The following is a 24,607-nucleotide window of genomic DNA, read 5'->3' on the forward strand; positions in this document are numbered from 1 at the left end:
CGGAATCGTTCTGTAGAAGCGAAAGCGTTCGCCTTTGTCCCTCGGCGATCCGCTTCTTTTGATCTGGGCGTGGTGCAGGAGCCTTCGAACGGCCAAAGCCAGCGCATTCCATTCGGCTGCCATGACAACCGGCAGGGCAGGAGTGCTGCCCCTGCGGGAAAAGTCGGAGCCCTCTCAGCTTGCCGGGCAACCGTCACGATCTCTTGAGTCAAAAAGACTGACCCGCCCTGGGCGGGTCAGCCATTCGTCCCGGAATAAGATAAGGGAGACAGGGACATTTTTTCTAAAAATAATAAGATTTTTGCGAGGTCCAAACGTTTCACTTCCCTCTGTCATAGGATATGGCAGGTCGAAAAAAGGGGGTGAAACTTATGGCGACAATACTGCTTGATCAGCGTACTTCCCAAAATATCAGTACGACGATTCCTGATGCGGACCCATTTCCAGCCAATACTCCCGTATTAGTTGCTCAAGTTGGTCTTATAGTTCCTCCAACGACTCCTGGAGTGATCCGGGCTCAGTTTGACGGAATTATAGGCGTTGAAGTAGTGCGTAAACATCACCACAAGCACAAGCATGAGGGTACTTTCTTTACGGTGACGCTTGTAAGAGGAACGGAGCTGACGGATCTCGTCGTCTATTCTTCTCTTGTTTTCTTTGGTCCAGATGAAAGATTGAACAAACTTGTTCCTATTTCGGCAGCAGATTTTGACATTCCAGCACCTGCATCCGGACAACTGACTTATACGCTTTTTGCGGAAGCAAGCTCGAATCGTTTGTTGAGATCCGGTCCAGAGAGCTTCCACGCTTCTGTTTACACCGGCTAATAAACAGACTTTCTGTAAGAACAACCGGCTTCATTAGTGCCTGTTACCTGAGGGCGGTAATGAAGCGGCTTTTACAAAAAGAGAACCAGCCCGCGTTCAAGCATGAACGCGGGCTGGTTCTCTTTTTGCGTAATGGTGTAAGCATCTCTACCGAAGAGCTCGGGAAGCATTCACTCTATATTTGGAGGAGAAAGTCAGAGGGGAGAGGCTAAACGCATCGGCCTGGAGCCGATCAGACCGTTGAGTCGTCGTCTCTCCACATGCTTCGAGCATGCAGTAAAAGCCCAATCAGGCCGGATTGGCCTAGGCAGGGACAGACATACAGGAGTCGTCCGGCCCTTCTGAATACGCTGTAGTATACAGAAGGAGGGATTAGGGATGCACAGAAGCGTAGCTGACAAGTGGGAAAAGACCGCCGTGCTGATGAAGCACCGAAGTGTCGCCGCCATCATTCCCGAAACCAGAAGGTTCTCCGCACCGCAGCTTTCCCGGATGCTGGCCCGTTACGGCAAGGTCGTAGCCAAGCCGACGACAGGCACCGGGGGCAGCGGTCTTATTCTAATTTACAGGCAGGATACCGGATATGCCTATCATTATCGGGGAAGCGTGCGCCGGGCGGCCACCTTCGGAATGCTGCTGACGGCAGTCAACCGGATTCGGCGCGGGCGCTCTTACCTGTTACAGCGGGCGATCCGTCTGGCCCGGATTCAGGGCAGACCCGTCGACTACCGGGTGAAAATCGTCAATAAGGGACGCAAATGGGTCATTACCGGCATTGTAGGCAGATTGGCCCGTCCGGGGTTGTTCGTCACCAATCTATGCAAAGGCGGGACGCTGCTCAAGTCCAATGACGCGATCCGACGCTCGCTGGGCAGGCCGCCGGCCAAGGTGAAGGGCGAAATGCGCGCGCTGACGCATCACTGCGCAGGCATGCTCGTCCGCGCCTTCCCCGGGATCGGACAGCTCGGCTTCGATTATGGCATCGACAGCAGCGGGAAGCTGTGGATTCTGGAAGTAAACACACAGCCGAAATAGTCCGGCCGGATAGAGCTCAAGACGGAAATTCCGTACAAGTCCGCGCAAGTTGACATGACGCATATTTTTCATAACAATGTAAATAGTAACAATCATGACAAGCGCTTCCCCATTCCGATGGCGGGCGCTTCTTTTGCTGGAAGGAAAGTCTGGGGCACGAACAACACGCGAACGGAGTGATGTGTGAATGACAACCGAACAGGTAAGGATTGAGAAAGATTTTCTGGGAACGAAGGAAGTACCCGTGGATGCTTATTACGGAGTACAAACGCTGCGGGCTGTCGAGAATTTTCCTATTACCGGGTACCGCATTCATAAAGAACTGATTATCGCGATGGCTCAAGTGAAGAAAGCCGCGGCGCTGGCGAATATGGAGGTAGGCCAGCTGCCGTCGCATCTGGGCAAATATATCGTACAAGCCGCCGAAGAAATTATCGGGGGCCAATGGCACGATCAATTCATCGTAGATCCGATCCAAGGCGGCGCCGGCACCTCGATCAATATGAATACGAACGAGGTCATTGCGAACCGGGCGATCGAGCTGATGGGGGGAGAGAAGGGCAATTACTTCAAGCTCAGCCCGAACTCTCACGTCAACATGGCGCAGTCGACGAACGATGCGTTTCCGACGGCGATTCATATCGCGACTCTGAAGCTGATGGAGCAGCTATTGGCGACGATGGGAGAGCTGCATCAAAGCTTTCATACGAAAGCGACGGAGTTCGACGGCGTGATCAAAATGGGCCGCACCCACCTGCAGGACGGCGTGCCGATCCGGCTCGGCCAGGAATTCGAGGCATACAGCCGCGTGCTGAAGCGCGACATTAAGCGGATTGAGCAGACGCGCCAGCATCTGTACGAGGTCAACATGGGGGCAACAGCCGTAGGCACCGGCCTTAATGCCGACCCGCAGTACATTACGCGCGTGGTCCAGCTGCTGGCGGAAATCAGCGGCCTGCCGCTGTTGAATGCGGAGCATCTGGTCGATGCTACGCAAAATACGGATGCGTATACCGAAGTGTCCGCCGCTTTGAAGGTATGCATGATGAACATGTCCAAGGTAGCCAACGACCTGCGCCTGATGGCCTCCGGCCCCGGGCGGGACTGGGAGAAATCCGCCTGCCGGCGCGTCAGCCGGGTTCCTCGATCATGCCGGGCAAGGTGAATCCGGTCATGTGCGAGGTCGTGAATCAGGTAGCGTTCCAGGTTATCGGCAACGATCATACGATCTGCCTGGCGTCCGAGGCGGGACAGCTGGAGCTGAACGTGATGGAGCCGGTGCTTGTATTCAACCTGCTGCAATCGCTCAGCATGATGAATCAGGTGTTCAAGGTGTTCAAGCAGCACTGCCTGGACGGCATTCAAGCCAACGAAGCCCGCTGCAAGGAGTATGTGGATAAGAGCGTCGGCGTCATTACCGCACTCAATCCGCATTTGGGCTACGAGGTGGTGGCGCGCATCGCCCGCGAGGCGATCGAGACCGGACGCTCCGTCCGCGAGCTGTGCCTGATGTACGATGTCCTCTCGGAGGAAGAGCTGAACTTTATTCTCGATCCGTACGAGATGACGAATCCGGGAATCGCGGGAGCCACGCTGCTGCACCGGGGCGATCCGGAAGAAAATCAATAACGCGAAGCGGGAAGCTGTTCTCGCAATCCGTCCGGTTCGCTGCCCTGAGAAGGGCGGCGTGGCCGGGCTTTTTTTGTATCATAAAAAAACACAAGCCCCCGTAATTTTATCGGTATATGTTCCCAACGCGTGTAAGTTATGATAGTCCAAGAGCATCAAGCTTTACCCTATTATACTTACATTCATGCATCCGGAAAGTGAGAAGGAGAACTATGAACAAGAAAGTAAGTCTCGTATTAGCTGCAGCATTGGCGGCCGGCTCCTTGGCGGGCTGTTCGAGCGGCAGTGCCGATTCATCCCAAAATGCGGCAGAAGGACAAGGCCCGTTGAAATTTTCCATCGCCTATCCTGTCACGACAGGGGATGGCTATGCACAGCGCTCCCCCGATTTGAACAAAGACAAGTGGATTCAGCGGCTCAACAAGCTGACCCATACTGAGCTGGACGTGCGGCTGATCCAGCGGGAGAAGATGAGCGTGTTATTCGCGGGCAACGATATTCCTGACGTGCTGGGCAGCGTGGACTTGCCGACAGGCAAAGACATGTCGGGCTCTGTGGAAGCCGGCGTCTTCATGCCGCTGGACGACCTGCTGAAGCAGTATGCGCCTACGGTCTATAAAAGCGTACCGAAGGCGGCATGGGAGGCGGTGAGCTACAATGGGCAAATTTACGCCATTCCCAGCTACTTAACGAACCCGTCCCGCCGCGGCACCTATATCCGCACCGATCTGCTGGAGAAGGCCGGACTGCCTGCGCCGAAAACCGTCGACGATTTCTTGAATGTCATGCGCGCCTTTAAAAAGCTCGGCGTCGAGTATCCGTACCAAATGCGCGAAAACTTCAAATATGCCGACGTCATTCTGGGCGCCTACGACGTGCTTCCGTATAAAGACCAGTTCGAGAAGCAGGGCGACCAGATCGTACCGAAATTTTTCGATGTGGAGAACACGCAGAAAGCGCTCCAAGCGTACAAAACGATGTATGACGAGGGCTTGATTCCGAAAGATTTTGCCACGATTTCTTCTACCGATTACAGTAAAAACATAAGCGCGGGCAAAGCCGGCATTTGGTCTGCCAACGTCGGAACGGGCTTGAAAGATTTCCGCACCTCGATTAAGGCCGTTGTGCCTGAAGCGAAGGTCGATGTCATTCCTTCACCGAAGGGTCCGGAAGGGAAGGGCGGCTACTTCCTTTATTCCCCCATGGTAAGCGCTTATTATATCAATAAGAAGGTCGATCAGGAGAAAGCCATCGGCATCATGAAATTTATCGAGTGGATGACAACCGATGAAGCGGCCAAGTTTTTCAGCTTTGGGGTGGAAGGAGAGAACTACACGGTCGAGAACGGCAAAATCAACTACAAGTTCCCGACGAATAAAGAGGAAACGCAGGAGGAATCGTTCCGCACGACGCTGAGGCTGGCGAACGATGCTACCTATAACAAGCTTCAGCTCGACTTGAGCAAGGACGGCCAAGACGTTCTGGCTGCGTTCGACAATGTCCTGTCCAAAGAGGGACTGCCGGGCATCGGCTTTAATCCCGATTTGAAGGCGTTCTCGAAATACCCGGATCTGACGCCGCTCGGCGATACCGGACCGAAATTGATCGTCGATCATATGGTCAAAATGATTTACGGCAAGGAGCCGATCTCCGATTGGCCCAAGGTCATCGAGGAGTACAAGGCCAAGGGCGGGAACGAAATTATTAAAGAAGCGACGGAGCGGTACAACAATAAGGACGGAGTTTCGCTGTTTAGTAATCAGTAGGTTTGTTTTTTCTTTATCTTCCACTGCAAATTTTCATCAAAATACAGAGATCTGCGCCCCGTTGGCGGATCTCTTTTTTGTACTGCCAATTTTCTAAATTTAATCCCTCTCCTAGCTCCCCTCCCTCAAAATCAAACCGTATGAGTTTTATGCAAGGAATCATGAGCATTGTGCATGGGCAGGCCATCCCCTCTTTTCTATAATTAGCAATGATGCTTGAAAAGGCTAGATAGAGGAGGCAGCATGCAAATGGAGAAGAAAACGGGCGGCAACGGCCTGGAGCTGAACTTGAATTGGAGCGAGTTTCTGGCTCGCCATGATATGACCTGGACGACGCGTCCGTTAACCTGGGATGAAGGCGCGCTGATCGGCAACGGCCTGATGGGCGCGATGATGTACGGCGAGGAGCATCGGCTGAAGCGTAATGTGCTGCGTTTGGTGCTGGGACGGACGGATATTACGGCCAAGCGTCCTACGGGCGGATATAGTCCGCGCGTGCCGATCGGAGAGATCGATCTGGAATGTGAAGGCTGGATTTACCAGCCGACCACGATTCGGATCGATCTATGGAATGCGGAGATTCGGGCCCATATCGTAACGACAAAAGGGGAAATCCGGCTTCGCGCTTTTATCCATAGCGAGAAGCCGGTGCTTGTGATTGAACTGGAGCCGGATGAAGGAGAACTTGGGGCGCAGCTACGCTGGTATGCCGAGCCGGAGGTCGATCCGGTGCTGAAAAATGCCGACGGCATCAATCTGAATCAATATATTCCCCAGATTAAGGTCACGCGCTCCGCGGCGGGAGAGGTCCAGGTCGGCGTACAGCGGTACGATCTGGGAGACGGCTGCACGACGGCTTGGCAGGAGGGAGCCCTGGGCGGTAACCGCCGCTTTTGTTACTTGACGGTACAGCAAGGAGCGGATGCCCCAGCGGCGGCCGCGGCTGTGCAGTTGATTGAAGCAGCCGTAAACGAGGGACCGGAAGCGCTGCTGCAGTCGCACCGGAGCTGGTGGCACGCTTATTATCCGCAAAGCTTCGTATCGCTGCCGGACACGCGGCTGGAGGGCTTTTATTGGATTCAGATGTACAAGCTGGCGTCCGCCACCCGTAAGGAGCATCAGATTATAGATAATCAAGGGCCGTGGATGGCTCCGACGCCGTGGCCTGGGGTCTGGTTTAATATGAACGTGCAGATGAGCTACTCTCCTGTATATACGTCGAACCGGCTGGAGCTTGGGGAGTCGTTAATCCGCGCGCTGGATGCGAACCGACATAATCTGATCGCCAATGTGCCTGAGGCTTACCGCGAGGATTCTGCCGGGCTTGGGCGCAGCTGCAGCTACGATTTGCAGAGCCGGGTAGAGGACGAGACAGGGAATCTGCTCTGGATCTGCCATAATTATTGGCGGCATTACCGCCATGCAATGGATGAGACGATGCTGCGGGAAGGGCTGCGGCCGCTGCTTCGCCGGGCGGTGCAGTACCATGTGCACCTGCTGGAGGAAGGCGAGGATGGCAGGCTGCACCTGCCTCCGACCGTATCGCCGGAATACGGCTCGTTCAAACGGATGACGGTCGCAGATTGTCATTACGATCTTGCGCTGCTGCGCTGGGGCTGCAAGACGATGCTTCGCATCGATAACCGGCTGGGCTTAAACGATCCCCTTAGTGAAAAGTGGAGAGAGGTACTGGAGCGGCTCGTTCCGTATCCGGAGGATGAGAACGGGCTGCTGCTGGGTAAAGACGCAGCGATTGAGTTCGGCCACCGGCATTTCAGCCATTTGCTGGCGGTATTTCCGCTGCATGTATTGACCGGCGAGCAGGCGGAGGAGCGGGAGCTTATTCACAAATCGCTGCGGTACTGGACAGGCATGGAGGGCGACATGCGGGGGTTCACGTTCACGGGGGCAGCTTCCATCGCCGCAGCAATCGGTCTTGGCGATGAAGCGCTGCAGTATATCCGCAGCTTCCTGCACTTGATCAAGCCGAACACGATGTACCGGGAGGCGGGGCCCGTCATGGAATCGCCGCTGGCCTGCGCCGAGGCGATCCAGGATCTGCTGCTGCAGAGCTGGGGAGACAAGATCCGCGTATTCCCCGCGCTGCCCCAAGAGTGGAAGGACGTCGCGTTCCATGATCTGCGCGCCGAGGGTGCTTTTCTTATCAGCGCGGTTCGCAGCGGAGGACGAACCTCATACATCCGCGTGAAAAGCTTGGCGGGAGAGCCGTGCCGGCTGCAGACGGACTGGAGCCTGGGCGATGGGGAGCAGGTGTGCGCAGCATCGGAGGCTCCTGTTACGGTAAGCGGTTTGGGCGGAGGCCTATACGAGCTGGGGCTGAAGCAGGGGGAGGAAGTTATTCTCTATTTAAGCGATTTAAGCGGTGGAAGCGGTAACGTCCGGCTGGAGAACGAAGAAGTAGGAGGGCCTTTTACCATGGGACCTGTGGCGGCACAGCGGCATTTGTGCAATTATTTTGGAGCGAACAAGCCGTGGAGGCTGTATGGGATTCCTTTTGGCATGAATGGTTAATAGTTTGAACGATTGGCTGACCGGCGTGCCGGGAAGTGTCCATTGTACATGGACATGCTGTTTATGATGGGCTTTCTCCTGTTATACTAAAGAGGATTAATATTTTAGATGACAAAGGAGTACTTAGGCATGCCGCAGCTTACGGTAAGAGGAATTTCAGCGGATCAGCTGAGCAAGATCAGCTTGTCCCTGGTGGAGGAACTGGCGCGGATCTGTGAATGCGGGACGGATAATTTTACGCTGGACTGTCTGCAGGTACAATCGGTGTTTGGCGGAGAGAAGGCGGATACGTATCCGTTCATCGAAGTCGCCTGGTTCGAACGGGGAACGGAAACGCGGGACCGTTTTGCACAGGCGCTGACCCAGCATATCCGCGCGTTGGGCGTGGAGGAAGTGGAAGTGGCCTTCAAGGTGTACAGTGAGGACGGCTACTATATTAACGGGACACGGTGCGATCTGCTGTAGGTGCTGCGCTCGTGCATGTTTATCATGCGGGGAACGTAGGTTTGCAAAGCTGCTATTTTTTTAGAGGAACCTAAGGATAAATTTACACTTCAAGATTTCCTGTCATATCGCAATATTGGATTGGGTAAAAAAGGGATGCTCCGGCATCCCCTTTTTGTTGCCAAAAACAGGGAAGATAACAGAGATGATTAAATGCGCTTTGTTCCTAGACATAGACAATCCCTTAGAAATGGGCAATAAAACTGGGGGCTCCAACAAGGAACCCGACTGTACATCCAACTAAACGGCGCAATTCCCGCCAAGAGTGAATAATGGCACTCTTGCCCTGATACTCCAGCATGCCTTGGGGAGCTGCAATCCTCTGGTGTGAAACTCGCTAAAGTCGGCAACCGGACCTGTGATGTGGTTGGGGAAGCAGCCGGGAGCCATAAAATAAATATGTAAAATTATGGTATATCTCTTTCTTGAGGCTCAGAATTTAAGGCTTCCAAAGCGAAGGGGTTCGCCCATGTAAATGGGTCAATCGCGGGTACCCTGGAGTCCCGTAAATTGGATGATTATTAACCCAGTTCACCTAATCGTTAAGCTCTTGAGTTGGCTGCTGCGAACTTTGCAAATGAGCTCGGTTGGCGAATTCCGTCATGAATTTAAACAGACGAATCGGCACACGAGAGGATTTTATGTTCTCTCCTGTCTGCGTTTTCTTATCCTGCGGGGCCTGAGTGAGATCAAGCAATTATACGTGAACCGGATCTGAAAGGAAAAGCTATAATACAGGTAGAGAAGACGATTAGGAAAGGAGAGCATACGCATCAGCAGAATCGATTATGACAGCGCATACATGATACTGTCATGGTCAGTACAGAGGGGCTTGAGGAGGCATTTGAAAATCCAATATATTCCAAGGGGGATGCTGTGAATATGGGATCATCCATCATGAAGCTCAAACATGCTACAAACGCGTTTAGAGGGAACTATTTTCGAAAGAGCCTGATCTTCGCCTTGATTATTACCAGTCTGCCAACGGCGATTATCGGCATCAGCACGTATTTCATCGGCATCAATCAGGTAGAGAAGGAGGTTTATCAAAAAAATCAGTACCAGCTCGGGCAGGTGTTCCAAAGGCTGGATGAACAGTTCTCGCAGCTGGAATCACTGGTTGATAAGAGCGCAGCCAATCCCATCTTCGATGAAAAGGTGAGAAACACGAATTTTGTCGATGAATTTGTCCTGATGCAGGACATTTACAGGCAGATGGCCGTCGTCCAAAGCTCGCATCCGATGATTTCGCGGATCGATCTGTATTTGCAGAATCAGCGCCTGCTGGTTTCCAACGATCGGGGCGCGATCCGGCTTAGGGATGAGCCCAATCAAGCGGCCTACGATACGGTCCTGACCTCGGGAGAGCTGATGTATTGGGACGACTCGGAGAGCTACTACAGAAGCGGCTCGCTGTTTCCGCTCGTTCTGGTGCACAAGCTTCCGTTCGCTTCAACCAGGCCTTACGGAGCGCTCATGGTCTATCTGGATAAAGCGGTCATCGATAAGGAAATTACGCAGTTGAACCCGTACGAGAACGGTGTGTCCTTTATTATGAAGCCCGGCGGCGAGTGGATCACCGCAGGCCAAGCGGGAGACGATGCCAAGCAGCCCCTGAAGGAATACATCAGGAACAAAGTGCTGAAGGACGAGGGGAAGCATGAATCCTTCAATGTAAGGTGGGAAGGAGCCGACTATTCGGTCAGCGTGGCGACCTTCTCGCGGGCCGGCTGGCTGTCGGTCATCGCGACTCCTTTGTCCCAGCTGATGGAGCCGATTACGCTAACCTCGAAGCTGATGCTTGCCGTCAGTCTGCTTGGGCTGCTGGTTGCAGCCATGCTGTCATGGATCGCTTCACAGCGCATGTACAGTCCTATCAAGCGGCTCGTGCATATGTTCGGGGGGGCGATGGGCAGCAAGTCGCCGGAAGAGGACCGTTCCGATGAAATCAAGTTCATCGAGGACAAATGGCTGAATATTACACGGGAAAGCCAGGTGTTCCAAGCCCTGCTCGAAGAGAACCGCTACAGCATGAAGAAGGGCTTCCTGCTTCAGCTGATTCAAGGGCAGCTGTACTTTTTCTCGGAGCTGGAGCTGAGAGAACGGCTGGAGGAGCACGGCTTGCAGACAGGCGGTAAGACCTTCCTGCTGATGCTGATCCAGCTGTCCTCCTTCTCGGAATCGAGCAAACGGTTCGTCGAGGGAGACGAGCAGCTGGTCACCTTCGCAGCTGCCAATATTATTGAGGAGCTGTCCATGGACAAGGGAAGCATGGAAACGATCAATCTGCACAACTTATCGGTCTCGCTCATGGTGACCTTCGAGCAGGATATGCCCCACGAACAGATCAAAAGCGAAATATTCCGGTTCGCCAATGAGGTCATTGCCGTCATTACGAAGCTGCTCGGCGTTCATGTAGCTGTCGGCGTGAGCAGGCTGAACCATCAGCTGAAGGCATTGCCTGAAGCTCTGGAAGAGGTGAAACAGTGCTTGCATTTCAGAACGGTCGGCGATCATGGCCAAATTCTCAGTGCAGAGGACTTCATTCCCAATGTATCGGAGCATCCGGATTATCCGTTTCACATCGAGAAGGAGTTCATTCTTGCGCTGCAGATGCGGGCCGAGGAGGAAGCGGTCGAGAAGTGGACCGAATTTCTTCAAGTGTTAAAGCAGGATGCGGGCAAAGCCTTCATGATCCAGCAGCATATGGCGCAGTTGCTTGGAAGCGTTAATCGGGCGATGATGCAGCTTGGTGTCACGCATGCCTCCGTGACCCAGGGCATTAATTTATATGAGCAGCTGTTCAACCTGAAGGAAATCGACGAGATCAACAAATGGTTTATGACCAAGGTGATCCGGCCCTTTATGAAAACGCTCTCCGAAAAGCAGGGCATCGAGATGAAGCAGACGATCAACAAGGTCAAGGACATCATTGACCAGGAATATATGAAGGATATTTCTCTCGAATATTTGAGTGATAAAATCGGCATGCTGCCAAAACGGCTAAGCGCCGTGTTTTTGCAGGTGACCCATCAGAACTTTATCGACTACGTGACGGAGGTTCGTCTGGATAAATCCAAGCAGCTGCTGCGGGACACCGACCTCAAGGTAACCGAAATCGCCATCCGGGTAGGCTACCAGCCGTCGTACTTCAATAAAATCTTCAAAAAGTTCGAGGGCATGACTCCCGGAGAATACCGCGATTCTGGAATACGGAAGTAAATAAGCAGGCCGGACGAGTCCGTTCCGACGTGCGGAAACGCCGAAAAAGCCCGTCATATCAAGGGCTGCGAAAAAGTAATATGCTGGTAAATGAAACCGGGAAAATTTCGAATTGTAGGAAATGGCGCCGTCGGGTACATTCAGAAGCATGAACCGATCACAACAAACGGAAAGGTGGTAAGGAATGCAAAAGGCGTTTGTGGAAGCAAGGGAAACCCAAGAGGTAAAAGGCAAGAGCTCGTTTCAATCGGCTATGAGAGATATGCTCAGGGATAAGTATCTGTACATTCTTGCTTTGCCGGGAATTCTTTATTTTCTAATCTTCAAGTACATCCCGATGGGCGGAATTCTGATCGCATTCCAGGATTACTCTCCGTACCAGGGCTTCCTGGCCAGCAAATGGGTAGGATTCGAAAACTTTGAGCGCTTTTTCACCGGCAGCGAGTTTTGGAATTTATTCCGTAACACCATGATGATCAGCCTGCTGAATCTTGTTTTCTTCTTTCCTGTACCTATTATCGTTTCCCTATTACTGAATGAAGTGCATAACGTGAAGTTCAAGTCTTTCATTCAAAGCGTGGTTTATTTGCCCCACTTCTTCTCGTGGGTCATTATCGCAGGCATCACCTTTCTGCTGTTCTCCCGTACGGGAGGCATCGTCAACAATGTCATTGTGATGATGGGCTTTGAGAAGGTGGACTTCCTGACGAATCCGGATTACTTCTGGATCATGCTCACGCTGCAGTCCATCTGGAAGGAGGCCGGCTGGGGAACCGTGATCTTCCTGGCTGCGATTGCGGGCACCGATCCTGCACTGTACGAGGCTGCCAAGATGGACGGAGCGAATCGGCTGCAGCAGATGTGGTACGTTACCCTGCCGGCGATCAAGAATGTCGTCATTACTTTATTGATTCTTCGTCTCGGACATGTGATGGACGTCGGCTTCGAGCAGGTTTATTTGATGACGAGCAGCGCCGTATCGAGCGTATCCGACGTCTTCGAGACCTACGTGTTCCGAATGGGCGTTAAAAACGGGCAGTTCAGCTTCACAACCGCCGTTGGGCTGTTCAAATCGATTGTAGGTCTGATCCTGGTCGTGTCTACCAACTGGCTGGCCAAGAAATTCGGAGAAGACGGTATTTATTAAGGAGGCAGCGCCTGTGACCAAAAGCATTAAGGGGATGACGTTCGATTTCACGATCACGGCCATTCTCATTTTTATCGGGCTCATTACGATCGTGCCCTTCCTATATATTGTTGTCGTGTCCTTCGCCACGCCGTCGGAATATATTCAGAAAGCGGGCGCGTTTATTTTCCCGTCCAAGTGGACCTTGATCAACTATCAATACCTGCTGTCTACCGGCGCCTTCGTTAAAGCGGGAGGCAACAGCGCATTTCTCGCCATCGTAGGCACCTTGCTAAGTCTGGCGGTAACTTCAAGCTTCGCCTACTCGTTATCCCGCAAAAGGCTGCGGGGCCGCAAGACTTTACTGATGCTTGTTTTAATTTCGATTTTGTTTAATCCCGGCATCATTCCGCCTTATCTGGTTGTCAAAAGCCTGGGCATGATCAATAGCATCTGGTCGCTGATTATCCCTGCTTTGACAAGCGGCTGGTATATTTTCTTGATGAAAAGCTTCTATGACAGCATTCCCGCAGGCTTGGAGGAAGCAGCAAGCATCGACGGCTGCAATGACATCGGCATTTGGGTGAAGATCATTCTTCCATTATCGCTGCCTTCGCTGGCGGCTTTCGGACTGTTTTATGCGGTAAGCTACTGGAATGTATTTTTCAATGCGATTCTGTACATTAACGATTTCAACAAATGGCCGCTTCAGGTGCTGCTGCAGAATATGTTAATCGACTCCTCAACCAGCGGTGGCGACCTCGCGAACCAGATTGCATCCGAGCAAGAGATGCCTAAGGAAACTTTGAAGATGGCAGCCGTTGTGGTAGCAACAGTTCCTATTATTCTGGTATACCCATTCCTGCAGAAGCATTTTGCCAAAGGCGTGATGGTTGGCTCTGTCAAGGAATGAGATATAAACAAATGACGAGGAGGTCACACAAAGATGAAATTCAGCAATAAAACCGTCTCGAAGACCATACCGGCTTTGGCTGCGGCTGCCCTGCTGGTTACAGCTACAGCCTGCAGTTCGGGTGCGGGAACATCTGCAACCGGCGGCAGCACGGGCGATAAGACGGAGGCTCCGACACAAATCAGCATCATGTCCACCTTTTTCTCCCAGGAGCCGCCGACTGAAGACAATGTCATCATCAAGGAGATTGAAAAAAGGACGAATACCCAGTTGAAAATAACATGGGTTTCTCCGAATAATTATGCGGATAAGCTGAACGTCACGCTGGCATCGGGCGATATGCCTGATATGATTCTCGTGGATTACCCGCAAAGATATCCTCTGGTCAAAAGCATGTCGCAGCAAGGTGCCTTCTGGGATTTGACCGATCTGTACAAAAATTATCCGAATCTGGCCAAGTTTCCCGAATTAACGTGGAAAAACCTGGCGTTCGGGGACGGGAAAAACTACGGCATTCCGCGCGTCCGGCCGGTATATGGCCAGACCGGCTTGAACATCCGCAAGGACTGGCTGGATAAGCTCGGTTTGAAGGAGCCGACAACGACCGATGAGCTGTACGAGGTCTTGAAGGCTTTCGCTACCCAGGACCCTGACGGCAACGGCAAAGCGGATACGTACGGTTTCCTCGGCTATACGGACCCGACGGGCATGGGCAAATTTAACGTCATTGAATCGGCCTTCACCAAGACTGTGGGCGACTGGAAGCTGGAGAACGGGAAGCTGACGCCTATCATCTTCCTGCCGTCGCAGAAGGATGCGCTGGTTTACCTGCATAAGCTGTATGCCGAGAAGCTGATCCCGGAGGACTTCAGCATACTGAAGCAGACGCAGACTCTGGATATGATGAAGGCCGGCAAAGGAGGCGTGGATGCCGTACCGATGAACCAGGCATGGGAATCGACGGCTGAGCTGAGAAATCAGAAGCCTGACGCCTATGTGAAACCGCTTGTCTCCCTTAATGGCACGACCGTAACCGATCCCGGTTCCTTCGGTATGTTTATGATTCCGAAGAAAGTGCCTGAGGCTAAGGTGAAGAAGATTTTGGAGTTTATGGATTACGGAGCATCCGACGAAGGCTCCGATCTGGCGAACTACGGCTTCAAGGATGTTCACTACACCGAGAAGGACGGCTTCAAGCTTCCAACGGAGCAAGCGAAAAAGGATAATGTGTCCCAGCAGGCGATGGGCCAAATCTTCTTGAAGTACGACAAATATCAAAAGGCTTACAAAGCCGGAATTCCGAAGGATTACTACGATCAGCACACCAAAATCATCGACGAACGGACGAAATATGCCGTATTGGACCCGACGATTGGTGTGGATTCGGATGCCTGGATCAAGTATTGGCCTGAATATCAAAAGAAGATTATTGATATGAAGGTGAAATTCATCGTAGGCAAGGAAACGAGCGAAAGCTATGACAAGCTGGTTGAGCAGCTCAAGGCTGACGCTAATTTCAATAAAATTATTCAGGAAATGAACGATTCCTATAAGAAGAAAAACGGTTAATTAGGCAATCATGACCGTTAAAAGTAAATTGGAGCAGGCGGAGTCATTCCGTAGAAGCGCTGCCGTTAGCTTTTATGCAAGGCTGCATCGATTGAAAAAGGAAGGCTCCGTCTGCATCGTGAAGACTTTTCAAGACTGAAGACCGCATGATTTGAATACAATTTATCGTACAGGAGTGAGCTTAAATGAAGTTATCCTTCACCACATTGGGATGTCCTGATTGGACACTCGATCAGATCATTGCCAATGCATCCGCTTACGGTTTCGATGCGATTGACTTTAGAGGCTTAAATGGAGAAATGAATATTTACAGGCTTCCGGAATTTGCCGGGCAAGCGAAGCAGACTCTGCAGCGCATGAAGGATGCTGGACTTGAGGTGTCCTGCTTCTCCAGCTCAGTACATGTCTTCTCTGAAGAAAATTATGCGAAGAACCTTGGTGAGGTCTCCGAGTATGCCAAGCTCTGCGCCCTGTTCGGTACGCGCTATATCCGTGTATTCGGCGGCAAAATCGGCGATACCGACCGGGATACCGCCATCCGTAGGGTCGTCTCCCATGTGGGTGACATGGCGAAGATCGTCAAAGAGCATGGCGTCAAATTGCTGATCGAGACGCACGACGATTGGATTTCTTGCCAGGATATGAAGAAGGTGCTGGAGCAGGTGGACCCGGAAGCCGTCGGGGTGCTGTGGGATGTGCATCATCCGTACCGGGTGATTGGCGAACAGCCGGAAGCTACCTGGAGCGCGCTGGGGCCGTGGATTGAATATACCCATGTGAAGGATTCGCGCGCCGGAGCCGGAGGCGGCGAGGATTTCCATTACTGCTTGACCGGTGAAGGAGATATTCCATTGCAAGAAATTTGCGGGCTGCTGACCCGGGAAGGGTATACCGGCTACTTCACGCTGGAGTGGGAGAAGAAATGGCATCCGGAGCTGGACAATCCGGAGGTTGCCTTCCCGCAGTATGTTCAATATATGAGAAGCTTGAAGCTGGAGGTATCCCCATGACAAAAATCAGAGTTGCTATTATCGGTCAAGGCCGTAGTGGCCGAGACATCCATGCCTTTTCCTTAAGTCAAATGAAGGACCGCTTTGAGATCGTCGCTGTAGCGGATCGGCTCCAGGAGCGGCTGGATAGAGCACAGGAGGAGCTGAATTGCGACGTATACTCCGACTATCAGGATTTATTCAAAAGAAATGATCTGGATCTGATCGTTAACGCATCTCCGAGCAATTATCATTATTCCATTACGAAGGAGATTCTGGAGCACGGCTTCAATGTACTGTGCGAAAAGCCGCTTGCCCGGACCGCAGCCGAGGTCGATGTGCTGATCGAGACGGCGAAGCAGTCGGGCAAGCTGCTCGCGGTGTATCAGCAATCGCGTTATGCGCCGGCCTACCGCAAAATTCAGGAAATTATCCAGTCCGGAGCGATTGGCCGGGTCGTTCAGGTGAGCATTGCGTACAACAACTTTGCGAGAAGATGGGATTGGCAGACTTTAAAGGCGAATCATGGCGGGAATCTGCTGAACACCGGCCCGCATCCGGTAGACCAGGCGCTGCAGTTTTATGGCAGCGAGACCATGCCTAAGATTACGTCCATTATGGATCGCGCGAACACCGCAGGGGACGCGGAGGATTATGTGAAAGTAATATTGCACGGAGCGGGGCGTCCGGTTATCGATGTGGAAATTTCGTCCTGCTGCGCATATCCCAGCTTTACATATAACGTACAGGGGACGTCCGGGGGAATCAAAGGCAGCACGACGCATCTCGACTGGAAATATTTTAACCCGGACGAGGCGCCGAAGCTGGAGCTTGTCACCGAGCCGTTAGTCAATGCAAACAACGAGCCTGCATACTGCCGGGAAGAGCTCCGCTGGGTCGAGGAGAGCTGGGACATTCCCGAGCACGAGGGCAAGCATCTATTCCATACGATGGCCCAAAGCTTCTACGGCATGCTGTATAATACCCTTGTGCACGGTAAGGAGCTGGAGGTTACACCGCAGCAAGTGCGCCAGCAAATCGCCGTCATGGAAGAATGTCATCGTCAAAATCCGTAATGAACGCATAGAATGATCATTCTATTCATCATCGGCCTTCATCGCCGCCTCCCGGTGGCTTTGGAGGCTTTGATTCAACATCAGAGCCTGTACAAGGGGATGCTACTGTAGCAGCCAATCAAAGCTCAACCAATTATCCGAAGAACGAAGGGGCAAGAACGTGCTGACTAATCATCAAGGTCATCAAAGATCAACCAGTCATATATGAAAATGGCAAATAGCAGCCGTTTTTGATGCGTCTTGAGCAAAAATTTAGACCAGCGGACACATTGGCGTCTGCTGGTCTTTATATTTTTTGGCGAAGTTTCTGTCATTTGCACAAGACGGTGAAAATTGAAAGTTGGACTCTTGCCGTATCAGACCACAATAAAGAAGCGAATAAGTTTTATTTCCGAAATATGGAATTAACAAGCAGCCGACCACACTGTGATCGGCTTGCTTTTTCTCAATTAGTGGTAATTTAATCCCCATTATTCAAAAAATAAGGATATATAGTCTAGAGGTGAGTTTATGTTCAATCCAAAGGTCATCTTCTACTAGTTGTGTCGAATAATGGCTGAAAAAGCCAAAATCTAACCCGGCACAACGGGGATGGAAGCCTATCAGGACTTTTTCCGCTGTAGCGGGGAGAACGACCGCATCAAGCCTCTGCCGCCGTTGTTGATTCTGCGGAAGCTGGGCCGATCCCGACCTGCAGCGTGCGGTCCGATGGCAGGAAGGCGGCCAGCAAACCGATCAGCGGGAGGAAGGCGCAGAGCCGGATCACGAACGTGATGCTGGTCGCATCCGCCAGTGTGCCGAGAACGGCGGAGCCGATGCCTCCGAGGCCGAAGGCCAGACCGAAGAACAAGCCGGCAACGGTGCCTACTTTACCCGGCAGCAGCTCCTGCGCATATACGATAATGACGGAGAAGCCGGACAAAAGGATGAAGCCGATGCAGATGCACAGAATGACGGACCAGAACATGTTGACGTAAGGCAGCAGCAGCGAGAACGGAGCGGTTCCCAGGATGGAGAACCAGATCATGTTCCGTCTTCCGAAGCGGTCGGCCATTGGCCCCCGAGGAACGTGCCAACGACGCCGGCTAGGAGCAGCGCAAAGACGAAGAGCTGGGCACGCTCGGTTGAAATATGAAAATGATCAATCAGATAAAAAGCGTAAAAGCCCGTCATGCTCGCGACATACACGAATTTGGAGAAGAGCAGCATGATCAGAATGCCGATGGAATAAGCTACGATGCCTTTGGGCAAAGGATTGGCGGCTGCCGTTCTGACGGCAGCTTTGCCTTTGCGGAAGGCGATGCGGCTACCGTACCAGCGGGCTACGAACAGCTGGACCACCACGGCTGCGGCGGCGACAAGGGTGAACCAGATCAAACCGAATTGACCCAGCGGTACAAAGATCAGCGCGGTCAGGACGGGAGCCAGCGCCTGGCCGACGTTACCTCCGACCTGGAAAATCGATTGGGCCAAGCCTTTGCGGGAGCCTGCAGCCATATGCGCAACGCGGGACGATTCCGGGTGAAGCACGGAAGAGCCGATGCCGAGCAGTGCGACCGCTCCCAGCACCTGGATGAAGGAGCCGGCATATGCCAGCACGATAATGCCGACCAGCGAGAAGAGGACGCCGACGGGAAGAATGTAAGGCTTCGGCCGGGCATCCGTATACAAGCCGACCAAGGGCTGCAAGACGGAAGCGGTCATGTTCAGCGTAAAAGCGATCCAGCCGATTTGCGCGAACGTCAGGTTCAGCGACTGGTGCATAATCGGGAACATGGCCGGTACGACGGATTGAATGGCGTCATTAAGCAGGTGAACGATGCTGACGGCGAATAAGATGGAGAAAACGGTGGTCTGTGATGACGCAGAACTTGCAGATGGGTTCAAAATAATCACCTCAAATGTGGAATTTATGATCTGATGCGGCCAAAAATGAATGATTCAGCATATCATCAGATGTTTTAAACCGCACTTATGGAATGCCTTCAACGAGAATCGCTTACTCTAGAAATAAGCGTCCCCCGGTCAAGGCTATTCTGAAGCGCAGATTCAAAAAGCGGAAATTACGCCGTTGTCGGACGGCCTAGGCTATCCGACGGGCCGCTGTCAGACGGACAATCGCGAACAGATGAAGGCGGAACGCAGGCGAAGCATCATGGACTAGCTCATTCAAAGCTCAGCCACCCCATTCATTCAGCTATCCAGTCATCTACCTAGCCGTCCGGCCGCCCGATCTTCCAGCATGCCGCGGTAAGGCAGACGGGAGTCTAGGTGAGACTAGAGACCGGCTTAGTCTGCCTGGTCAGACTGTCTCAAAGCTTCTCTCAGCTCGGCGACCGTCGATTCCAGATTCTCCAGCGTCCACCGTACGGCCTCGTCGGCATCGCGGTTTTTAATCGATTCATACAAATTCTCATGCATGTCGACATGGGCGTTGTGAACCTCCGATGTTTTGACGAGCTTGTCGAGCGCATCGCGAAGCACGGAGGTGAACGTGCGGAACAAATCGATGACGACCGCATTCTTGCTGGCGGCAGCGATAGCCAAGTGGAACTGCACATCGGCGTTCAGATAGGCTTCCATGTTGCCCTCTTCCAACGCCTTTAGGCGCTGATCGAGCAGCTGGCGCATCAGCCGCAGATCTTCCTCGTCCCGCCGCTCCGACGCGAGCTTGGCCATCTCGAGCTCCAGCATCCGCCGCACCTCATAAACCTCAAGGATCTCGGCCCGGCGCAGCCGCTGATCTAACGGCTCCTGAATGGCGGTTATCGCCTTCAAGTAGGTGCCGAAGCCCTGCTTCTTCTCGAGCAGCCCGGCGGAGACGAGGACCCGAACCGCTTCGCGGATGGTGGAACGGCCGACGCCGAACTGCTCCATCAGCTCAGGCTCGGTCGGAATTTTATCCCCGGGCGTCAGATCGCCCAGCGTAATCTTCGCCTGGAGTTGATGAACAATCTCATCGACCAGCTGGTGGCGATTGACCGTCTGAAACGATATTCTGGAATTCATCAGATCATCTCCTGTCTAATGAACTTTATTATATCCAGAATGGAAAAACAATCAATGATTTTTTTGTGCCGCAGAGTAGATTTCGAACGTATTCACGGAGGCAAATGAAGAGTAAGCCGGTTTCTCTATGAAAATGGAAATCCTTTTTGCAAAAAGGACTGCTGCAATGGTAAAATCATTTACAATCGTAGACGGCGCTCCCGAGGGACGTCGTTTTTTTAGAAGCTTGTCACCTATTCTGACGTGACATGATAGAATGAATTAACAGGCCGCTGCTATAGGCCGAAGAGAAGAGGCGATAAGGATGGATTTGCGGAAGCTGCGCATAAATGATACAACCCATACCAAATCAAGCGAGGAACGGGACGAATACGAGAAGGACTATGCAAGGCTGATCCAGTCTCCGGCATTTCGCCGGCTGCAGGGGAAATCCCAGGTGTTCGGCGCGGGCTCCGGCGATTATTACCGTACCCGGCTGACGCATTCGCTGGAGGTTTCCCAGATTGCGAGGGAAGTTGCCCGCCGGATGAACAAGGCGTATCCGTTTCTGGCGCTGAAGGAGCATCCGGGGCTCGTGATCAACCCGGAGGTGGTTGAGGCGGCGTCGTTGGCGCACGATCTCGGCCATCCGCCGTTCGGCCACAAGGGCGAGGAGGTGCTTGATCATCTGCTGCGGGCGGATTTCGGCATGGCTTATGAGGGCAACGCGCAAAACTTCCGGATTCTCATGTTTCTGGAGAAACGGGCGGGCAGCGGAAGCGGGCTGGATCTGACCGCCGCCGTGCTGCTCGGCATTAACAAGTACCCGTACTGCCTCGACCATCCGGGCCGTATCAAAGGCGTGTACGGCAAGGAATGGGAGGATATCGCCGAGCTGAGGCGCAAGTGGAACATGCCGGAGAATTGCTCCACCTTAGAAGCGCAGCTTATGGATTTGTGCGACGATATTGCCTACTCCACGCACGATATCGAGGACGGCATCCGCGCGGGTAAAATCCAGATGAACCGCACGTTTTTTGAGGATGAGCGGCTGCTGGTGAACCTGATTCAGGAGATTGTGAGCGATCCTAGCTACGATCCGAAGGACTGGGAAGGCGTTGATATGAAAGGGATGGTCAAACAGGTGCTGGCTTCGTTTCTCGAGCAGTGGGAGACGATTTATGCGGAGTGCAACAATGAAGCTTCGCGAACTCGCCGCGAAATCAAAGCGCGCTGGGTGAGCGCTTTTGCCCATCAGGTAGGCATCATAGACGATACGAAGCGAAGCTGGAAGCGCGTTACTTTCGTGCGTGACGGCAAGCAGGATTGGAATCTGCTGCGCACAATGGAAATATTGAAGAAGCTGGCCTGGGTGACGCTGATCAAAGATTTTCGCGTGCAGCGCCTGCAAAAGCGCAGCGAAATTATGATCCAGCGGCTGTGGGCCAGCTTCATTGAACCGGATACGGGCAGACTGATTATTCCGCCCGATTGGATTGAAAATTACGAGCTCCATAAGAGCAGGTGGCCTTGGCCGCGGTTTGTGGCGGACTATATCTCCGGCATGACCGACGCCTATGCGGAGAAAGTATATGCGGAGCTGTTCGCCAGCAAATCCGGCTCCATCTATGAGATGGATTAAGCAGTGAGATCAGCTGATCTATAGAGTGCGGGGCTGAGCTTAGTTTTCAACGACGATTTTGACGGCTTTGCCGATCGGCGGCAAGCTCCGGGTAAGCACCGAACCGTAGAAGGCATAAACCTGGTCTCCCTGCTTCAGCTGGTCCGCGGCCAAAGGCTGGTTGTCTGTCGTGCCGACGATCGGCGTCTTGGCATCCACGTTCAGCACGATCGTATCGAACGAACCGTCGCTCAGCTTCGTGCCTTTGATGACGAGGCGCGCCGTGCCGTCAGCCGCGGCGGTTATTTCTTCAACCGTGCCCGAGGTGCCCAAAACCTGCTCCGAGGCCGGCCGCTCCTTCACGATCACTTTCTTCGCGCTGGTCATTGGGGGCATGCTCATCGCCATCACAGGACTGTGTTCCGCCTCGATGGACATCCCCAGCTGAAGATCGGCGAACGTCAGCTTCTTGTTATCTGCGGAGACGATTTCCGTATCGTCGGAGATATTCAAGCGTAGGCCGTGGCTGTAGCCGTTGAGGCCGATTTCTTTTATTTTATCGCCAGATGTGATGCTTGTGATCGTGCCCTGCCTTGTCGGATTGGCGGATGGCTGCTCGCCGGCTTGTTCCTTGGAGCTGATTGTAACGACGCCCGTCGGGTCGGCCGTTACGGTCAGCTTCATTACTTTTTCGAAAAAAGATACAGGCACGTAGGTTCTCTCGCCTGTCAGTTCGGGGACAACGTCGAGCGAAACGGGGATTTTGTCAGCGCTGTAGTTATCTTGTCCGATCTGCAGGTAGAGCAACTGATTGCTTTGGGCCAGCTCCAGCGATTGGGAGTCCGCATGCCATGTCAGCTCATAGCCTAACGCTTCCGCGGCGGCGCGGATCGGCACCATCAGCTCATTGTCAGGTCCGGCGTAAGGGGCGGCTTCTTCGGCGGAAAAACCTTTGCCGTTCACGAAGAGATGGAAATTAAGCCCGCCGTATGAATCTTGGGGAAGGGGAGCGGAAATCGGCATCGGCTGTACGGGCACAGCTTCGTTAGGGGCAGCGGATACCGCGTTGGCAGCTAATAAGGCGCCAGCGAGGACGGCTCCAAGTACTTTAAATGATTTCATGATGTGAGAATACCTCCTGTAGTCGAGTATGTAGGAATGGAACAAAGGGTTGGCCGGAATGCTCCGGCAGGTTGTTCTCTCTTTGTCCAAACGCGGCATCCAGGAAAAATGTTGCAGTCTCACATGAGAATTTGTGTAATCGATTTCAAAAAAGGGGATAACGCATCCTCTGCGTATTCGTTATTCGATCGTAGGAAAAAGCGTCAGAACGCCAGCGTTCTGTGGCGTAACCGATGAAACAATGCACCCAGTACAGCTGCCCGATGGCGTAACTGGTGAAACATTGCAGTCAGTGTGGCTGCCCGATGGTGTAACCGGTGAAACAATGCAGCCAGTACGGCTGCCCGATGGCGTAATCGGGAACAATGCAGCCAGTATGATGGCTCTGCTCGACAGTGTGGCCGGAAAAAAATAGTGCTGAATAGAGGAAGGCCGGACGCAAGCTTCATGTCGTAGCTGACGTGGGGCCGTGTGACCGTCCGTCGCCTTCCCTTCTCCCGCAACGAATCAAACTTTCACCGAAGCTGCCGGCCTGGCTTGAGGCAGAAGCCATGACTTCAAGCGCTGGACGAGCGGTTTTTCCACGCGTTCATAGAAGAAGCAGCACAAGGCGAGGGAGCTGAGAAAACATAACGCAGTGCTCACATAAGGGCCGAGCAGGCCGCTTAGATGCATTGTTTTGACCAGCTTCAGCGTAATGGATAAGCAGCCGAGACTTGTCAGCAGGATCGAATAAGAAGCGTCCCCCAGAAACTGTGCGGGTCTCAGCCACACCGGTGCTTCCATTCGCAGCACGCCAATCCCGAGCAGAACGAGCGACGATCCGATCGTGTACATTACATTCGGATAGGCGAAGGCCGGGTCCAGGGCGCGGATAACCCAGATGACAGGGAACAGAACCATGCCTGCCGCAAGCAAAAGACCGGCTGCGCGCTGCGGTACGAACCGCACTGCATAGGCGATGGCCATGCCCAGGATGAACTCGAGATGCTGCCCGTCGAGCAAAAAGCTGAGCAGCGCGTTAGGCTGCGGGGAAATCCAGCCGAGGCCCGAGCAGCAGATCAGCAGGATCCAAACGGACAATAGCCCGGCGGCTGCCCTTGTTTGAAGCAGGAAGAACAGAGAGAATACCAGGTAGAAGAAGACGATAAAAATAAGCGACCAGGCGACCCCGAGAATAGGGACGTGGCTCTCAGGCCACAGCAGCAGCGATTGCACGATTTCAGCCGGCTTCGTTTCGAAGCCGAGTCCGAAAGAGGGCACGAGGAAATAAATCGGAATGACGGCCAGATTGACGAGCCAATACAGCGGGTAAATGCGCACAAACCGCTTCAGGATGAACGAACCCCATACCTTGGGATTGCCGAAATGGCGCCGGTACAGGGTGAACATTAAAAATCCGGTGAGTACGAAAAAATAGCTGTACCCGCCGAACCGGTCCATGCCGCTGATGCCGAGAAAATTGATGCCGAAATATTTGTAGGCCATCTGCGAAGTATGGAACAGCATGACCAGCACGACGGCAATGCCGCGTGCGGCTTGAATAAGGGGGATCGTAAGGCGGTTCGTTTCCATGTCCGGGATCTTCACTCCGTTTGTACCGTTTTTTAGCCTCATTATCGCAGCAGGTGATGTCAAATGTATGACAGAAACCTGAAAATGAACTAAAAAAAGGGTGTGGGAGTCCT

17 protein-coding genes and 1 pseudogene are annotated in these 24,607 nt (G+C 53.0%); 13 read left to right on the forward strand and 5 right to left on the reverse strand.

The genetic code is table 11. The annotated features are described in order from the left end of the window. Positions 1-371 precede the first annotated feature (371 nt). From ACHHV8_RS01200 to ACHHV8_RS01255, 12 genes and pseudogenes are all read left to right on the forward strand, one after another. The gene (locus tag ACHHV8_RS01200; protein ID WP_395156045.1) at positions 372-827 is read left to right on the forward strand and encodes a hypothetical protein; all 456 of its coding nucleotides are present in this window, start codon (positions 372-374) and stop codon (positions 825-827) included. A 378-nt stretch (positions 828-1,205) separates the two neighbouring features. Next, the gene (locus tag ACHHV8_RS01205; protein WP_395156047.1) at positions 1,206-1,862 is read left to right on the forward strand and encodes a YheC/YheD family protein; all 657 of its coding nucleotides are present in this window, start codon (positions 1,206-1,208) and stop codon (positions 1,860-1,862) included. A gap of 187 nt (positions 1,863-2,049) precedes the next feature. Next, positions 2,050-3,491 (forward strand): annotated as a pseudogene (gene aspA / locus ACHHV8_RS01210) (aspartate ammonia-lyase). Between the two features lie 212 nt (positions 3,492-3,703). Continuing rightward, the gene (locus ACHHV8_RS01215) at positions 3,704-5,257 is read left to right on the forward strand and encodes an extracellular solute-binding protein (RefSeq protein WP_395156049.1); all 1,554 of its coding nucleotides are present in this window, start codon (positions 3,704-3,706) and stop codon (positions 5,255-5,257) included. Between the two features lie 249 nt (positions 5,258-5,506). Continuing rightward, entirely contained in the window at positions 5,507-7,789 is a 2,283-nt protein-coding gene (locus ACHHV8_RS01220) for a glycosyl hydrolase family 95 catalytic domain-containing protein (protein WP_395156051.1), read from the forward strand. Positions 7,790-7,918: 129 nt separating this feature from the next. After that, on the forward strand, positions 7,919-8,254 hold the full coding sequence (locus ACHHV8_RS01225) for a DUF1904 family protein (protein ID WP_395156053.1): 336 nt from the start codon (positions 7,919-7,921) through the stop codon (positions 8,252-8,254). Positions 8,255-9,190: 936 nt separating this feature from the next. Further along, a complete protein-coding gene (locus tag ACHHV8_RS01230) occupies positions 9,191-11,515 on the forward strand; it encodes a helix-turn-helix domain-containing protein (RefSeq protein ID WP_395156055.1) in 2,325 nt (774 codons plus the stop codon). 184 nt (positions 11,516-11,699) lie between these two features. Further along, a complete protein-coding gene (locus ACHHV8_RS01235) occupies positions 11,700-12,662 on the forward strand; it encodes an ABC transporter permease (protein WP_395156057.1) in 963 nt (320 codons plus the stop codon). Positions 12,663-12,696: 34 nt separating this feature from the next. Continuing rightward, complete coding sequence (locus ACHHV8_RS01240) at positions 12,697-13,554, forward strand: carbohydrate ABC transporter permease (RefSeq protein ID WP_395163391.1); 858 nt, start codon at positions 12,697-12,699, stop codon at positions 13,552-13,554. A gap of 33 nt (positions 13,555-13,587) precedes the next feature. After that, entirely contained in the window at positions 13,588-15,123 is a 1,536-nt protein-coding gene (locus ACHHV8_RS01245; RefSeq protein ID WP_395156059.1) for an extracellular solute-binding protein, read from the forward strand. A gap of 185 nt (positions 15,124-15,308) precedes the next feature. After that, positions 15,309-16,133 carry a sugar phosphate isomerase/epimerase family protein gene (locus ACHHV8_RS01250; protein WP_395156061.1) on the forward strand — a complete coding sequence of 275 codons (825 nt, stop codon included), beginning with the start codon at positions 15,309-15,311 and terminating at the stop codon, positions 16,131-16,133. Continuing rightward, complete coding sequence (locus tag ACHHV8_RS01255) at positions 16,130-17,188, forward strand: Gfo/Idh/MocA family protein (protein ID WP_395156063.1); 1,059 nt, start codon at positions 16,130-16,132, stop codon at positions 17,186-17,188. The genes ACHHV8_RS01250 and ACHHV8_RS01255 overlap by 4 nt, the downstream gene beginning before the upstream one ends. Positions 17,189-17,828: 640 nt before the next feature. Here ACHHV8_RS01255 and ACHHV8_RS01260 read toward each other — a convergent pair. The 3 genes from ACHHV8_RS01260 to ACHHV8_RS01270 form a co-directional block, all read right to left on the reverse strand. After that, complete coding sequence (locus ACHHV8_RS01260) at positions 17,829-18,215, reverse strand: MFS transporter (RefSeq protein WP_395156065.1); 387 nt, start codon at positions 18,213-18,215, stop codon at positions 17,829-17,831. Next, a complete protein-coding gene (locus ACHHV8_RS01265) occupies positions 18,212-19,075 on the reverse strand; it encodes an MFS transporter (protein ID WP_395156067.1) in 864 nt (287 codons plus the stop codon). The genes ACHHV8_RS01260 and ACHHV8_RS01265 overlap by 4 nt, the downstream gene beginning before the upstream one ends. Positions 19,076-19,477: 402 nt before the next feature. Further along, entirely contained in the window at positions 19,478-20,197 is a 720-nt protein-coding gene (locus ACHHV8_RS01270; RefSeq protein WP_395156069.1) for a FadR/GntR family transcriptional regulator, read from the reverse strand. 304 nt (positions 20,198-20,501) lie between these two features. Here ACHHV8_RS01270 and ACHHV8_RS01275 point away from each other — a divergent pair, with 304 nt between their 5' ends. Next, positions 20,502-21,818, forward strand: a complete 1,317-nt coding sequence (locus ACHHV8_RS01275) for a deoxyguanosinetriphosphate triphosphohydrolase family protein (RefSeq protein ID WP_395156071.1) — start codon at positions 20,502-20,504, stop codon at positions 21,816-21,818. A gap of 39 nt (positions 21,819-21,857) precedes the next feature. Here ACHHV8_RS01275 and ACHHV8_RS01280 read toward each other — a convergent pair whose 3' ends face one another. Beyond that, the gene (locus tag ACHHV8_RS01280) at positions 21,858-22,919 is read right to left on the reverse strand and encodes a copper amine oxidase N-terminal domain-containing protein (protein WP_395156073.1); all 1,062 of its coding nucleotides are present in this window, start codon (positions 22,917-22,919) and stop codon (positions 21,858-21,860) included. 507 nt (positions 22,920-23,426) lie between these two features. Continuing rightward, the gene (locus ACHHV8_RS01285) at positions 23,427-24,494 is read right to left on the reverse strand and encodes an acyltransferase family protein (protein WP_395156075.1); all 1,068 of its coding nucleotides are present in this window, start codon (positions 24,492-24,494) and stop codon (positions 23,427-23,429) included. Positions 24,495-24,607 lie beyond the last annotated feature (113 nt).

It is taken from the genome of Paenibacillus sp. TAB_01, from assembly GCF_043945595.1.
Taxonomy (GTDB): domain Bacteria; phylum Bacillota; class Bacilli; order Paenibacillales; family NBRC-103111; genus Paenibacillus_S.